Origin of the sequence: Arthrobacter zhangbolii (genome assembly GCF_022869865.1) — a bacterium.
Lineage (GTDB): Bacteria > Actinomycetota > Actinomycetes > Actinomycetales > Micrococcaceae > Arthrobacter_B > Arthrobacter_B zhangbolii.
Map to the genome: position 1 here is coordinate 3,135,223 of NZ_CP094984.1, position 14,711 is coordinate 3,149,933.

Consider the following 14,711-nt stretch of genomic DNA (forward strand, 5'->3'; position numbering starts at 1 on the left):
GCGCGTAATCTTGCAGCATGCCCAAGGTCATCTATTACGTAGCCTCGTCCCTGGATGGCTTTATTGCGACGGCCGACAACAACCTGGACTGGTTGCTGCAGTTCGGCTTCGAGCCCTTCCAAGCGCACTATGACCGGTTCATCGCCGGAGTCGGTGCGGTGATTATGGGTGGAGAAACCTACCGCTGGCTCCGTGCCGAGGAGCCGGATGCCTGGGCCTACAGCCAGCCGTGCTGGGTGCTGACTTCCCGGGAGGAAACCCCGCCGCCGCAGGGCGACATACGGTTTGCCGCCGGGAACGTGGAGCAGGTACTTGACGAAGCCCGGGACGCCGCCGGGGAGCGCAACGTCTGGGTGGTGGGAGGCGGCAATGTGGCGGCCCAATTTGCTGACGCCGGGCTGCTGGACGAACTGTGGGTGACCTACATGCCCGTTGCCCTGGGCAGCGGGCGGCGGCTTCTTCCGGTGGACCGCCCCACCCGGCCCATGCAGCTGGTGGCCACCACCCAGTTCAACGGCGGGGCGGCCGAGCTCCGGTTCTCCGTCCGCTAATTCCAACCGGCCGTCCATTCCCTCATCCGGCGGCATAAGAGTACTGTTTTTCACCGCATTGGAATCCTCCGCCGCGGAACACATTAGAGGGCATATTTATGCACCCCGGGCTGGCAATTAAGGCCGCGCGGAACCTGTAAAGTGTGCAGTTGAATCCGCTCTGGGCCCCGGGCGGGGATTGCATCAGAAGAAAAGCAGGCGCTGGGACACATGAAGACTGATATCCGGACCCGGAACAACGTTCGAGTGCTCGGACGCACGGAGGGCCCGGTATTGCTTTTCGCGCACGGGTTCGGCTGCGACCAGGGGATGTGGCAGCATGTGCTGCCGTATTTCACCGATGACTACAAGGTCGTCGTCTTTGACCACGTGGGCGCCGGCGGCTCGGACCTCGATGCCTATGAACCGGAAAAGTACTCCACGCTGGACGGCTACGTTTCCGACGTCCTGGAACTGTGTGAGGACCTTGACCTGGAGGATGTCACCTTCATCGGCCACAGCGTCAGCGCCATGATGGCCGTGGCCGCGGCGGCAAGGAAGCCCGACCGGCTGGGCCGGATCATCCTCGTGGCTCCCTCCGCCAGCTACATGGACTACCCGGAGGACGGATATACAGGTGGTTTCAGCCGCGCCGACCTCGACGACCTGCTGGTCTCCCTGGACACCAATTATCTGGTCTGGGCAGCAACCATGGCACCGGTCATCATGGGAAACCCCGACACTCCCGCCCTGGGCACCCGCTTGGAGGACAGCTTCTGCCGGGTCAACCCGGCCATCGCCCGCCAGTTTGCGCGGGTGGCCTTCCTGTCCGACGTCCGCCACCTTCTGAAGGACGTTTCCCTTCCCACGCTGATCATGCAGGCCTCCGCAGACCTGCTCGCCCCGGATCACGTGGGCGTCTATCTGCAGGAACGCATCCCCGGCAGCACGCTGGTGCGGATGGAAGCTACCGGCCACCTTCCGCATGTGAGCGCGCCTAAGGAGACGGCAGGCATCATCTCGCAGTATCTGCAGCAGTCGACGTAACCGTGGAGCAGCTTTTCCCTCTCGACTACGAGGCGTTGTTCAACAATGCCCCGGCCGGACACATCCTGACCCTGACGGACGGAACCGTCGTGTCCGCCAACACCATGCTCCTCTCCTGGATCGGCAAGTCCCTGGAGGAGCTGCGCGGCACCAGCCTGCTCCAGCTGCTCCCCGTGGGCGACCGCATTGTCTACACCACCCACGCCATGCCGCAGCTGGGAATGAAAGCGACTTTCGCCGAGCTCGCCGTCGACCTCCTGGGACCCGAAGGCCGGCGCATTCCGGTGCTGCTCTCCGCCACCCGCACCCCCGCCACCGCCGACCGCCCGGCGCTTGACCAGGTAGTGGCGTTCTACGCGCATGAGCGGCGGCTGTATGAACGGGACCTGATTTCCGCCCTGCGCACCGCGGAAGAGGCCGAAGCGGCACGCGCTGAGGCCGAAGCCACTCTGACCGCGCAGACCGTGGTGCTGCAGGAGAAGGACGTGGTGCTGCAGGCCTCCCTGTTGGAGAGCCTGCGCAAGGAGCTGATGCTCGAGTCCATCCTCAACACCGTGCGGGTGGGTGTGGTGGTCATTGACGAGGAAGGGCGGCGCCTGCTCACCAACCCCCGCCAGCAGTTCCACGAACGCCTGGCCGCCCCCAGTTTCACCCGGCGCCCCTCCGAGGCCGAGTTGCTCATTTTCGGGCCGGACCGCATCACCCCGGTTCCGCCGGCCGAGCGTCCGGTGCAGCGGGCATCGGAGGGGCACTCCTTCTCCGACCAGCTGGTCTGGTACGGCGAGGGCGAGGAGCAAAAGGCACTTAGCGTCTCGGCCCGTTCCATGCACGGCGACGACGACGCGTTCCAGGGCTCGGTGATCGCGTACAGCGACGTCACGGGCCTGGTGAATGCGGTGGCTGCCAAGGACGACTTCGTGGCCAATGTGTCCCACGAGCTGCGCACCCCGCTGACCTCCATCATGGGGTACCTGGAACTGGCGCTGGATGAGGAAGACGCCATCCCCTCCTATGTGGCGTCCTCCCTGAAGGTGGCGCAGCGGAACTCCGAGAAACTGCTGCACCTGGTCTCGGACCTGCTCTCCGCCGCGGCCGGTTCCGCCAGCATGGAGCTGGAGGTCACCGACCTCAGCGAGCTCATCCGCGCAGGCATCACCTCTGCGGCCCCGCGCGCGGAAATGAACGGCGTCGACATTGTCACCGAGCTGCCCGAGAACCTGCCGGCCATGCTGGATCCCAAGCGGATGGCGCAGGTCCTGGACAACCTGCTCTCCAACGCGGTCAAGTACTCCCCCGACGGCGGACAGGTCACGGTCAGCGCCTGGCGCACGGAAGCCGGGACCACGGTGCTGCGGGTCGCCGATTCCGGCATCGGCATGACCGGCGCCGAGCAGGCCGAGGTCTTTACCAAGTTCTTCCGCTCGGGCACGGCCCGCAGGGCACAGATCCCCGGCGTCGGCCTTGGCCTGGTGATTTCCAAGCGCATTGTGGAAGAGCACGGCGGCACCATCGCCTTGGAGAGCGAATCCGGCAAGGGCACTGTATTTACGGTCACACTGCCCTGATCCAGCTTGCCAGCGAACTGATTTTGCGGCCGAATGCACGGTGTGCAATCATCCGAAGGTAAAAGGCCCGGCCGTGTGTACGCACCGGCCCGGGCAGGAAGCAGCCTCCCGGGCGAGCGCGGTTGAACGGATTTCGGTAATGGCAGGAACCACAGGGGTGCGCAGGATTGCTCACCGGCTGGGCTCATTTTCAGTGGTGGGCACCGTCGCGTTTGTGGTGGATGTAGGCCTGTTCAACATCCTCTCGGCCACCCTGATCCAGGACAGCCCCATCTTGGCCAAGACCATTTCCGTGCTGGCCGCCACCACCGTGTCATGGCTGGGCAGCCGGTACATTACCTTCCGGAAACTCCGTACACGCAGCATCCGCAGTGAAACGCTGCTCTTTGCCCTGACCAACCTCGTGGGGCTGCTGATCTCCGCCGGCTGTCTCTACGTCTCGCACTACCTGCTGGGCTTCCAAAGCCAGTTCGCGGACAACATTTCCGGCAACGTGGTAGGTATCGCACTGGGCAACATCTTCCGGTATTTCGCCTACCGGTACGTGGTGTTCAACGGCCCCAGCGAGCACGCGGATGCTTCCCGGCCGGAACCGGAAAGCAGCCGCGCGGCCTGAGCGGCAGGGGCTCAGCGCTTCTTGGGAATGCGGATCAGCTTCCGGTTCACAAACTCGGCCATCCCGTACCGGGCCAGTTCCCGGCCCACGCCCGAACGCTTGACGCCGCCGAAGGGCAGGTCCTCCTGCGTACCGGAAGTGCCGTTGATCCAGACCATACCGGTCTCCAGCCGGTCAGCCACCTCCAGCGCCCTGCCTTCATCGGTGCTGAACACGGCCCCGCCCAGACCGAAGGGCGAGTTGTTGGCCAGCTCCACTGCTTCATCGGCGTTGGCGACCTTGTAAATCACGGCCGCCGGCCCGAACAGTTCCTCCGAGAAGGCACGCATGTCCTCAGTGACGTCGGTCAGGACTGTCGGCTGGACGTAGGATCCGGGACGGTCGATCCTCCCGCCGCCGGTGCGCAGGGTGGCGCCCCGCTCCACGGCGTCGCGTATCTGTTCCAGCAGCCCGTCCGCGGCGGACTGTGAGGAGAGCGGACCAAACCGCGTCTCCGGCTGCAGCGGGTCTCCGGGCTCGATGGCCGCCATGCGGGCGGTGAACTTCTCCACGAACTCCTCGTAGAGCTCCTCCACCACAATGAACCGTTTCGCCGCATTGCAGGCCTGCCCGGTGTTACCCATCCGCCCGGCAACCGCTGCCTTGACCGTCGCGTCCAGGTCTTCGGAGTCCAGGACAATGAACGGGTCGCTGCCGCCCAGTTCAAGGACATACTTCTTCAGGTTGCGTCCGGCCACTTCGGCGACGGCGGCACCGGCACGTTCGCTGCCGGTCAGCGACACACCCTGGATGCGCGGGTCGGCAATGATGTCCGCGGCCTGCTCGTTGGTGGCGAAGATGTTGGTGTAGGCACCGGAGGGGACACCGGCATCGGCGAAAATCTGTTCCATGGCCAGCGCGGACTGCGGGCAGTTGTTGGCGTGCTTGAGCAGCACCGTATTGCCCAGCATCAGGTTCGGCGCCGCGAAACGTGCCACCTGATAGTAGGGATAGTTCCACGGCATGATCCCCAGCAGGGCACCAACGGGCAGGGTACGCACCACGGCGCTGCCACCGCCCCGGGGATCAAGCTGTTCATCCGCCATAAAGCCGGGCCCCTCGGTGGCGTAGTACTCGTAGATGTTGGCGGAGAGCGCCACTTCACCCTTGGCTTCGCGCAGCGGCTTGCCCATTTCCAGGGCAATGAGGGCGGCGAGTTCGTCGGAACGCTCCCGGTAGAGTTCGGCGACGCGTGAGAGAACCTTGCTGCGGTTTTCCACCGGTTCGGCACGCCAGTGGGTAAAAGCGGCATGGGCTGAATCGATGGCCTGGCGGATTTCGCCGTCGGTGGCCGTGGGGAATTCCTGAAGGGTCTCTCCAGTGGACGGATTTACGCTCTTGTAAGCAGTCATGTGCGCCACGCTACCCGCGCGTATCGCGTCTGTAAAAGCACGGATTCCGGGGACTAAGTCCGGTTGTTTCAGTGTTTAGGCGGACATTTTTTGCTAGGAATGCCGGGGCGCGTCCGGCGATTCTTCGCTGGTGCCGTTTCCGTTCCGGCGCAGGCGCGGCAGCTTCAGTTTCGGTCGCGGCCAGCCGGCTCCGGGACGCTCCGCTGGCCGTGCCCGCCGCGGCAGCCGGACGTTGAACTCCCCCGGCCCGGGCAGCCGCCAGCCGCGCCGCCGGGCCAGGATGCACAGCACGGCGGCCGTGCCGATGGCCACGCCCATGCCCACGTTCTGCAGGCCCATGTTGTACAGGACAGCCATTTCCACGGCGGCCACCAGTGCACCGGTGGCGTACAGCGTGTTGCCACCGAAAATGGCGGGCACCCGGCCCACCACAATGTCGCGGATCATGCCGCCGCCCACGGCCGTGGCCACACCGATGAGGATGGCCGGCAGCCAGTCCAGGTTCACGGCGAGTGCCTTGGCAGTGCCGGTCGCGGCCCAGCAGCCCAGCGCGAACGCGTCGATCACTATGAGGAAGCGGTTGGCCCATTTGCCTTTGAGCTCAATGGCGTAGGCGATGAAGGCACCGGCGAGGGCGGTGATGAGGTAGGCGGGGTTGGTCAGCGCCACCGGTGTCCCTTCCTGCAGCAGGGTATCCCGCAGGACACCGCCGCCCAGGGCGGATGTCAGGGCCAGCACGATGAACCCCACCGGGTCCATCCGCAGCTGCCGGGCGACGGCTCCACCCAAAACGCCGTTGGCCAGGACACCGGCCAGGTCGACGACGTCGAAGACCGCCGCCGGGTCAAAGTAATTCACGCCGCTCCTGCTGTTGATCTGCCCCTTGTGCCGCCGTTCATTCTACGCGGGCCGGCACGCCGGCAGCGGTGCCGCAGCCGGGAATCCGCGGCCGCGGACCCTGATGCGGCACGTCCGGTACCGCTGGAGCGGGCAGGGCATCACGGCATCAGCCGTCCCCCTGCGGATAGTCCTCGTCGCTTCCCGGAACGTCGGTGTTCTGTTCCAGGATGTCGGCCTCGGACCCGTCGGGGTACACCCGGCCTTCCGGACCTGCGTCACCGGCCCCCGGCACCTCCGGGATTTCCTGCTCGATACCGTCAGTGCCGTCCCGGTGGATTTCCCCCGCGGGCCCGGCATCTCCTGCACCGGGAACGGCGGGAATGTCCTGCTCCGCCCGGTCAGCTTCGGAACCGCCGGGAATCAGCGGAAGATCGGTGTCCTTATCCATCTGAGTGCCTCCAATGCGAGCTGGCGTGACCGCGGCGGCGGCCGCTTTGGTCCTTCCTGTGTATCACCGAATCCTCCGCGGCTGAATAGCCTGCGGAACCGGTCAGGCGTCCTGCAGGTCAAGCACCACTTTGATGTCCTCGCCCTGATCTTCAAAGGCCCGGGCATAGTCAGCGAGCGGGACCCGGCGGGAGATGATCTTCTCCAGCCATCCCGTGTCGGTCCGTGCCAGCACTTCAGCGGCCTTCAGGTAATGCCTGCGGTTGGCATTGACGGTTCCAAAGACCACCCGGTTGTCCATGACCAGTCCCAGGTTCAGGGCGCCCAGGTCCAGGGGCTCCTCGGCACCGGTTTCGGAGACACCGGTCAGGCAGGTGACGGAGTTTTTGGCGCCGCGGTGCAGGACCTCCCGGATCACCGCGGGCGCACCTGTGCATTCGATGATGATGTCCGCGCTGATGCCTGAATCCGTGAGGCTGTCCGTGTGGAACACAGCCCCCAGTTCCTTCACCAGATCCGCCTTGGGTCCGTCTTCCTCCAGGTCAAAGACGTGCACTTCGAGTCCGCGCTGCACTCCGAACAGGGCGGCCAGCAGGCCCACCGGTCCGGCGCCGGTCACGGCGGCTACCCGCGGACGGAAATAGGCACGGCTGCCAATCCGGTCAATCTGCTCCCAGGCCTTGGCCAGGATGGTGGCCGGCTCCAGCAGCACTCCCACCCGGTCCAGTGACGGGTCCAGTTTCACCATCTCTTCCGGTTCGCCGCGCCAGCGTTCGCGGGCAAAACCGTCCATCCCTTCAATGCCGTGCTCGGTATAGGTGCCGGTATGGCACATGTCCCATTCGCCCGCAGCACAGGCAGGGCACTTCTCGGCACAGGGCCGGCGGACAATACCCACCACCAGGTCTCCGGCGGCAAGCCCGGAATCTTCCGGCGCCTCCAGCACGCGGCCAAGGTTCTCGTGTCCCATCACCAGATAATCCCGGTTGGCGGGTGCCGTGCCGAACTCAGCGGCAATAACCTCCCGGTCGGTGGCACACAGTCCCACCGACAGGATCTCCACCAGCACGCTGCCTTCCGCTGCATCCGGTTCCGGCAGGTCCCTCAGCTCCAGCGAATCCTTTTGTCCGGGGCTGATTGTCAGTGCCTGCATGTCCATCCCTTCGCGCACGGGGCCGTTTGCCCTCTGCATCCCACATTAGTGCCGGAGGCAGAAGGTGCTTCAACGCCAGTACACGGGGCCGGACACGCGGAAAGGCCCGCCCCTTCAGGGGCAGGCCTTTCGCCTGGTGTGGAGATGGGGGGAATCGAACCCCCGTCCGGTGTTGTTTTGCCAGGGCTTCTCCGGGCGCAGTATGCGTCGGATTTTCTCGGCCCCGGCCATCCTGCATACAGGTGGCCGGTCCGGGCCCAGCCGTCAAAAAGTCCCGAACACCCCGACGGCGGAAGTGTTCAGCAGTGGCCCTCTAAACGACGCCAGGATCCGGAGCGAGAGCGACTCCGGGCTGACGGACTACTCCGGCTGCTTAGGCAGCGAGAGCGAAGTCAGTGCGCATAGGTTTGGCACTTATTTTTTTGCAGAGAGCGTTAACGAGATAACTCTGCGTTCTCGGCCCGCTTCCCCTGGCACAACCAACATCGTCGAAACCGATCATCCCCGTATTGACTTGCCAATCAACAAGTTGCCAATCAAGCGGCGGCGCCGGTGTCCCGGCTTCCGCTGCGGGCCCTGTTCCGCCCGCATCAGGTATAACGACGACGCCGGGCCGATGATTCCCGCTCTGCCCTGCCTTGTGCCGCGGGCTTGTTGCCGCGCAGGCTGCCGCCGGCACCGCCGGGCCGGGACCGTTGTCCCCGCCCGGCAGCCAGGGAGAATCAGCGCTTACGGCCGAAGACCAGCGAGGCCAGGGCCACGGCGCCGGTCACGGTATAGACGGACGGCCAGGCCCCAATTTTCTTGGCCAGCGGGTGGGACAGGCCGAACGCGGCCACGTAGCCGGCGGTGAGGGCTGCAGCCTTGCCCGTGCCGGCGTCGCGCTTCCACAGGGCAAAGGCAGCGGCACCTGCGGCGGCAAGGACGGCTCCACCAAGCTGGCGGTTGCCGGTGTCACGGGCGGTCTTGTAGCCGCCGATCAGGCCGGCACTGGTAATCAGGGGGGTCAGCAGGGACAACGTATCTCTCCTCGGGTAGACAACAACCCCAGCTTAGGCCGGGCAAAGGACTGTGCGCACGGCGGGTCAGTGGCTGGTGGTGCCCTGCCTGGATTCCAGGACCGGCGGGATCAGGGCATCTGAGACCACACCGGTAATCCAGGCATAGACCGTCTTGTGCCAAACATCTACTGCGGTCTCGGACAGCGGCCACGAGGTGGGCGGGGCTCCGATGCCGGTGGCGTTTTCAAGTGTCTGGTCCGTGGCCAGGCGGACAACGCTGAAGGTCGTGTTCGCAACCGGGCCGCGGATCCCGGTGACGGACCAGACCCCGCGCAGGGCACCGAGAACCGCGCCCGTCCCCCAGTGCATGGCGTGGTTCCAGAGCGGGGGCCGGGCATCGGCAGCGGGTTTTTGGCCCAGCAGGCTCAGCAGGGTGCGGGCCGGAACGTAGGAATTGGGCCTCCGGGTCACAGCCTGTTCCAGTTTTTCGCCGGCGGTCATTGCTGCGACACCGGCCAGTCCGGCAACTGCGCCCTGCCCTGCTGCTTTCAAGAGCTTGCGTCCTCGGAAATCTGACATATCTGCCTCCTCGTGTGCTCGGCCTTTGCCCACCACCATAGGAGAACCGGCGGACATTTTCCTGTCCGGGCGCCCGTTGCCAAGGCACCGTAGACTGGCACTTTCCGGGCGGCGAAAGACGTGGGCAGAGGAGAATGCGGTTATGTCCTTCCCTACTCTGAGGCAGCTGCAGGACAGGCTGACGGCGTTGGCCGGATCCTGTACCGGAACCCTCGTCATTGGCGTCACCGGTGCGCCGGGGGCGGGCAAAACCACCCTGGTTGAGGCCCTGGTCCGTGCCCTGAACCCGGAACACCAGCCCGTGGAGTCCCGCCGCTTTGCCCATGTGCCGATGGACGGTTTCCACCTCTCGGACCGGGAACTGGACCGGCAGGGCCTGCGGGAGCGCAAAGGTGCCCCGGAAACCTTCGACGCATACGGCTACGCTGCCCTGCTGGACCGGTTGCTCTCCGCCGGGCGTACCGACGTCGTCTACGCCCCGGGGTTCGAGCGGACTCTGGAGCAGCCGCTGGCCGGGGATATCCCGGTTTTCCCGGCAGCCCGGATCATCCTCACCGAAGGCAACTACCTCCTGCTGGACCGCCCCGAGTGGGAACAGGTACGTGCCCGCTGCGCAGAGGTCTGGTACTGCGAACCGGAGGAGGACCTGCGGGTGCAGCGCCTGGTGGAACGGCATATCCGCTTCGGCAAGAGCCCGCAGGCAGCCGCTGCCTGGGTACAGAAGGTGGACCAGCCCAACGCGGAGCTGGTCCGGGGCTCCCGCGGGCGGGCCGACCTACTGATCCGCGGTTTCCGTAACCTGCCCTGATCACTGCCCGGCTTGGGCCGTGCCCCACGCTCGCGTATAAAAGGACGCAGACCGTACGCGCTTGACCCGGGCCCCCTGCGGCCCCGAACAGGAGACAAAGCATGGACGCAGACGCATCCCCCCGGACGCTGCTGGAAACCGGAGCCGCACTGGAACAGGTGGGTACGGGCGCGGTCTGGGCCGAGGGACCCTGCTGGGTGCCCGGACGCAACGCCGTACGGTACAGCGATGTGCGCAGCAACCGGATCCTGGAATACAGCGAAACCAGCGGTGAGCTCAGCGTCTACGGCCAGGACGTGGAGTTCACCAACGGCCGCGCCCTGGACGCGGACGGGTCGGTGGTCCAGTGCTCGCACGGGCGCCGCGCCATTGAACGGGACCGCGACGGCGCCGTGGAAACCCTGGTGGACCGTTTCGGCGGGGTGCGCTTCAACTCCCCCAACGACGTCGTTGTGAAGTCCGACGGCACCATCTGGTTCTCGGATCCCTCCTATGGCATCGACAACCCGGCCGAAGGCCACCCCGGCGAGCTGGAGTACGGGGACCGGTACGTGTTCCGTTTTGACCCGGCCAGCGGGGAACTCACCGCAGTCATCACGGACATCATGGCGCCCAACGGGCTGGCATTCTCACCGGATGAGTCCGTCCTCTATGTCTCGGACACTGCCGAGGAGACCGTCTCCCCCGCCGGTCCCGCCCAGGCCGACGGCAATCCGATCCGCGCCTACGACGTCGTGGACGGCCGGCAGGCGAAGAACGGCCGGGTGTTCGTGCGGGTAGCCCCTGGCGTACCGGACGGTTTCCGGGTGGATACGGACGGCAACATCTGGTCCTCCGGCGGCGACGGGGTGCGGGTCTTCTCCCCGGCCGGGGAACTGCTGGAACACATTCCGGTGCCGGAGACGGTCAGCAACGTCTGCTTCGGCGGCGCAGACGGCCGGACCCTGTACATGACTGCCACGTCCGGCCTGTACCGGATCCGCACCACCGCTACCGACGCCGCCGCTGCCCTCCGCGCCGGGCACTAGCGTCCCTCCTGCGTCCCGGCCCCCAGCGGGCCCGGGGACAGGTTCAGGACACTAACCGGCGCAGGCGGTACTCGAGTTTCCCGCGCCGGGTGCCGTCCTCGCTCAGGTGTGCGGTGCGCTGGATATACGCCCTGCCCCATTGCTCCAGCAGGTAGTCATCCGCGGCGCGCACATGTCCGGGCGGGAAGCGGTAGCGCAGCCGGTCAGCCAGGGCTGTCCAGTCCGCCGAGCGCAGCAGGGCCGTGGCCTCCGACAGCGAATACACGGTGTTGGCCTCAAGCACCTGGACCAGCCAGTCATAGTGTTCGGCGCGGCTGCGCGGGTTCTCGGGCAATTCCTGCTCCAGCACCTCGCGCAGGGCGGCCGCGTTCAGCTCGTCGCCGCTCTGCACGCCGGCCACCCGTGCCTCGCCGCGCAGCCGCTGCAGCGCGACCACATGGTTAATGGCGTCGAACTCCCGGTCCGCCAGTTCAATCAGCCCGGAGGCCAGGGTGAACGCCCGGTTGACTTCCGGCGGGACAGGTCCGGTGCCCTTGTACCGGATCTCATGCTCAAACTCGGCCCAGGCGTGCTGCAGGATGGTGCGGAACTGCACTTCAAAACGCTGTCCGCAGAAGTTTTCGCAGCCGGCAGGCGGGTTGTCCCGGGGCACCCGGAGGACCAGGTGCTGGCCGGAGTAGCCGAAGTCGCCGCGGGCTTTCTGCTCGGCGGATTTATCCACGTGGTCCAGTTCCTCGAAGGCGCCCGCCAGCGCTTCCATGGCGGCCGGAATATCCGATTCCAGGAACAGGATGATCCGCACGCCGATCAGGTCATCGATGTCCTCAAGCCCGTTGGCGTACCGGGGCGTGCCGTCTTCGGTGCGCCGGTCCAGTTTCCGGCCCAGGGAGTCCGCCTCCTTCACCCGGTGCTGGATGTGGTGGTAGTTCAGGCCGTCATCGCCCAGCCGGGCAAGGACTGCTGAATGGATTCCCTCATCTGCGCCCTGATAACGGCTCAGGTCCATTGCGTACGTGCCCAGCCAGTCATTGATCCGCATACTGTGCGTCGGCAAAAGTTCCATGGACAACGCGTTTCCCCTGTCTCCCACGGTTCTCCGCAGCCGGCGTCCGGCGGCGGGGTGGAACAACTGCCTCAATTGTGTGGCGCGGGCCCATGCCCCGCAAGGGTCCGGCCGGGACAGGAACGGGGCCGGGGCGGGGGGCGGGGCCGGAGCGGGGGCGCCGGAAGGGACCGCAGGGGCGGGACCGCCGGAAGGGAAGCAATTTGTCCGCCCCTCTAGACTTGGGGACATGTCAGCGCCGCTCAGCAGTGCCTTGGCGCAACGCGTCGTGGACCGCATCTCTCCCACGCTCCAGCACAACGTCAACGTGATGGACGCCGCCGGGATCATCATCGCCTCCCGGGATGCCGCCCGCATCGGCAGCCTGCATGCAGGTGCCCGGGAGGCGGCAGCCACCGGCAACCCCGTGGTCATCCGGCGCCCCGGGGAACAGGACGGAATGCGTGCCGGCGTGAACTGTCCCATCACGCTGGAGGGCACGGTTGTGGGGGTGGTGGGACTCACCGGACCGCCCGACGTCGTGCTGCCGCTGGCCGACGTGGTTGTCCTCACCATCCGCCTGCTGCTCGAGCGTGAGCGGGAAATGGATGCCAAAGCGCTGCGGGAAGCGCTGGACAGGGACCTGTTGGGACGCCTGCTCAACGGCGGGTTCGAGCCCGGATCGGTACAGCGTGCACTGGCCGGCGGCTCGCCGTCCCTGCCCGGCCCGTGGCGCATCGCGGCTGTCCTGGCGCGCGCCGAGGACGGACGTCCCATCCACCGGCTTCCGGTTGACGCCGGCAAACTCACCGATTTCCTCTCCCGCTCCGGCCGCTACCGCTGGGCGTCCTTTCAGGGTGCCCTCTGGATCCTGCTGGACGCGCACGACGACGCCGCGCTGGCTGCCGCGGCCGGCCGCAGTTCGGTGCTGCTCCTGGGCGATGCCTGCAGCGCGGACGGGCCGCTGCACGAAAGCGCCGCAACTCTGGGGCAGCTGGCGGCCCGCCCGGAGCTCCTGCCGGCGGATGAAGCCGTCCTGGGGCTTCAGGACCTGAGCGCGGAACTGGCGGTCGCCTGCATGCCCAGCGGAAGCGCCCGGCATCTGGCCGCCCGGATCGCAGAGCTGTCCGAATCCCAGCGCTCAACGCTCGCCGCGTTCCTCGGCACCGGCAGTTCCATCTCGGAGACCTCCCGCCGGCTGTTTACCCACCGCAATACCGTGATCCAGCGTCTGGAACGGATTGCGCAGGTCACGGCGCTGAACCCGCGGGACGTCCGGCATGCTCTGACCCTGCAGCTGGCCCTGGTGGCAACGCGGGCCTGACACTATGCGTTGTGCCCACTTTCGGCCGTGGATAAACGGTAATCAGTGGTTATTCCAAACATAGGCCTGTGAGTACAGACACCCTAAAGTTGGGTGGGTGCCTGATTCCCCTCCGCCCGTTATCGTCGTTGCCCCGGACTCCTTCAAGGGCAGTATCTCTGCTGCCGGGGCCGCCGCAGCCATGGCCCGCGGTGCGCGTTTCGCTTTTGGTCCGGACGCCGAGATGATCGAGATTCCAATGGCTGACGGAGGTGAAGGGACCCTCGACGCCCTGCTCGCCGCCTGGGGCCGCCCGCCGCTGCTGGTGCCCGCCACGGACGCCCTGGGACGGGCGAAAACGGCCCGCTACGGAATCTCCGCGGACGGCCGCACCGGGATCATTGAAGCGGCCGAGGGCAACGGGCTTCCCGACGTCTCGGACGTACCCCTGCAGCCGCTGCGCGCAGACAGCTACGGCGTGGGCACCATTGCCCGCGGCCTCCTTGATCAAGGCGTCGAAGAGATCCTGCTGTGCATCGGCGGGTCCGCCAGCACCGACGGAGGCACCGGGCTGCTCAGCGCGCTCGGAGTACGCTTCCTCGAAGCCGGCGGCGCCCCTGCGGCTCCCGGGGGCGGCGGACTGGCGAAGATCAGCACCGTGGACGCGTCCGGGCTGCATCCGCGCGCAACGGCCGTGAAGTGGCGGGTCGCCGTCGACGTCGCCAACCCGCTCTGCGGCAGCCACGGCGCTGCAGCCGTGTTCGGACCGCAGAAAGGGGCCGGACCGGAGGATGTGGCGCTGCTCGATGCTGGCCTGGCCAACCTCGCCAGGGTCCTCGCGGCACTGCGTCCTGACGCGGACCCGGACACCTACCTCGCCACCCCCGGCTTCGGTGCGGCCGGCGGCCTGCCGCTGGCCCTGGTTGCCCTCCTCGGAGCGGAAACCGTTCCCGGCGCGGAACTGGTGGCCGATGCCGTTGGCCTGCAGTCGGCACTGGCACGCGCCGACGTGATCCTGACCGGGGAGGGCTGCCTGGACACCCAGTCACTGGGCGGCAAGGTGGTGGACGCGGTCCGCCGCCTCGCGCCGGCAGCCAGTCCCCTGGTGGTGGTGGCGGGAACGGTTCGGCTCAGTGCTGCCGAGTGCCGGGACGCCGGGATCACCACCGCGGTGTCCCTGGCCCGCGGACCGGCAACGCTTGAGGAACTCACCGAAGATGCAGAGCTCCTCATCGAGGATGCTGCGGCCCGCGCCTGTTCAGGCCTGGCGGCCGCAGGGCAGGCCCCGCGGCGTTTTGGACTTGCCAAACACGCGTGATTCCATGATTTGTCCTGTTGATAAACATCGACGTTTTTCACTC

General features: G+C 66.6%; 15 protein-coding genes and 1 other RNA gene. 8 read left to right on the forward strand and 8 right to left on the reverse strand.

Annotated features, from left to right (window positions below; genetic code table 11):
- Positions 1-17: 17 nt before the first annotated feature.
- From MUK71_RS14585 to MUK71_RS14600, 4 genes are all read left to right on the forward strand, one after another.
- Positions 18-551 (forward strand): dihydrofolate reductase family protein, encoded by a 534-nt coding sequence (locus MUK71_RS14585; RefSeq protein WP_227928440.1) that lies wholly within the window; start codon positions 18-20, stop codon positions 549-551.
- Positions 552-761: 210 nt separating this feature from the next.
- Positions 762-1,577 (forward strand): alpha/beta fold hydrolase, encoded by an 816-nt coding sequence (locus MUK71_RS14590; RefSeq protein WP_227928438.1) that lies wholly within the window; start codon positions 762-764, stop codon positions 1,575-1,577.
- 2 nt (positions 1,578-1,579) lie between these two features.
- Entirely contained in the window at positions 1,580-3,142 is a 1,563-nt protein-coding gene (locus MUK71_RS14595) for an ATP-binding protein (RefSeq protein WP_227928436.1), read from the forward strand.
- Positions 3,143-3,281: 139 nt separating this feature from the next.
- On the forward strand, positions 3,282-3,758 hold the full coding sequence (locus MUK71_RS14600; RefSeq protein ID WP_227902807.1) for a GtrA family protein: 477 nt from the start codon (positions 3,282-3,284) through the stop codon (positions 3,756-3,758).
- A gap of 11 nt (positions 3,759-3,769) precedes the next feature.
- On the opposite strand, the gene MUK71_RS14605 is transcribed toward MUK71_RS14600, so the two are convergent.
- The 7 genes from MUK71_RS14605 to MUK71_RS14635 all read right to left on the reverse strand — a co-directional run bounded on the left by MUK71_RS14605 (position 3,770) and on the right by MUK71_RS14635 (position 9,169).
- The gene (locus MUK71_RS14605; RefSeq protein ID WP_227928434.1) at positions 3,770-5,149 is read right to left on the reverse strand and encodes an NAD-dependent succinate-semialdehyde dehydrogenase; all 1,380 of its coding nucleotides are present in this window, start codon (positions 5,147-5,149) and stop codon (positions 3,770-3,772) included.
- 93 nt (positions 5,150-5,242) lie between these two features.
- Positions 5,243-6,007, reverse strand: coding sequence for a trimeric intracellular cation channel family protein (locus MUK71_RS14610; RefSeq protein ID WP_227928433.1), 765 nt, complete (start codon positions 6,005-6,007; stop codon positions 5,243-5,245).
- Between the two features lie 148 nt (positions 6,008-6,155).
- Positions 6,156-6,437 (reverse strand): hypothetical protein, encoded by a 282-nt coding sequence (locus MUK71_RS14615; RefSeq protein ID WP_227928432.1) that lies wholly within the window; start codon positions 6,435-6,437, stop codon positions 6,156-6,158.
- A gap of 102 nt (positions 6,438-6,539) precedes the next feature.
- Positions 6,540-7,589, reverse strand: coding sequence for a glucose 1-dehydrogenase (locus tag MUK71_RS14620; protein ID WP_227928431.1), 1,050 nt, complete (start codon positions 7,587-7,589; stop codon positions 6,540-6,542).
- 136 nt (positions 7,590-7,725) lie between these two features.
- Positions 7,726-8,095, reverse strand: a transfer-messenger RNA (tmRNA) gene (gene ssrA / locus MUK71_RS14625).
- A 216-nt stretch (positions 8,096-8,311) separates the two neighbouring features.
- Positions 8,312-8,608 (reverse strand): hypothetical protein, encoded by a 297-nt coding sequence (locus tag MUK71_RS14630; RefSeq protein ID WP_227928430.1) that lies wholly within the window; start codon positions 8,606-8,608, stop codon positions 8,312-8,314.
- A gap of 66 nt (positions 8,609-8,674) precedes the next feature.
- On the reverse strand, positions 8,675-9,169 hold the full coding sequence (locus MUK71_RS14635; protein WP_227902813.1) for a hypothetical protein: 495 nt from the start codon (positions 9,167-9,169) through the stop codon (positions 8,675-8,677).
- Positions 9,170-9,311: 142 nt separating this feature from the next.
- On the opposite strand from MUK71_RS14635, the gene MUK71_RS14640 reads away from it, so the two are divergent.
- Both MUK71_RS14640 and MUK71_RS14645 read left to right on the forward strand, forming a co-directional pair.
- Complete coding sequence (locus MUK71_RS14640; protein WP_227928428.1) at positions 9,312-9,977, forward strand: nucleoside/nucleotide kinase family protein; 666 nt, start codon at positions 9,312-9,314, stop codon at positions 9,975-9,977.
- 101 nt (positions 9,978-10,078) lie between these two features.
- The gene (locus MUK71_RS14645; RefSeq protein WP_227928426.1) at positions 10,079-11,005 is read left to right on the forward strand and encodes an SMP-30/gluconolactonase/LRE family protein; all 927 of its coding nucleotides are present in this window, start codon (positions 10,079-10,081) and stop codon (positions 11,003-11,005) included.
- A 43-nt stretch (positions 11,006-11,048) separates the two neighbouring features.
- Here MUK71_RS14645 and MUK71_RS14650 read toward each other — a convergent pair whose 3' ends face one another.
- A complete protein-coding gene (locus MUK71_RS14650) occupies positions 11,049-12,068 on the reverse strand; it encodes a GTP pyrophosphokinase (RefSeq protein WP_227902816.1) in 1,020 nt (339 codons plus the stop codon).
- A gap of 229 nt (positions 12,069-12,297) precedes the next feature.
- On the opposite strand from MUK71_RS14650, the gene MUK71_RS14655 reads away from it, so the two are divergent.
- Positions 12,298-13,371, forward strand: coding sequence for a CdaR family transcriptional regulator (locus MUK71_RS14655; RefSeq protein ID WP_227928425.1), 1,074 nt, complete (start codon positions 12,298-12,300; stop codon positions 13,369-13,371).
- 97 nt (positions 13,372-13,468) lie between these two features.
- Positions 13,469-14,668, forward strand: coding sequence for a glycerate kinase (locus MUK71_RS14660; RefSeq protein ID WP_227928424.1), 1,200 nt, complete (start codon positions 13,469-13,471; stop codon positions 14,666-14,668).
- The last annotated feature ends 43 nt before the right edge of the window (positions 14,669-14,711 follow it).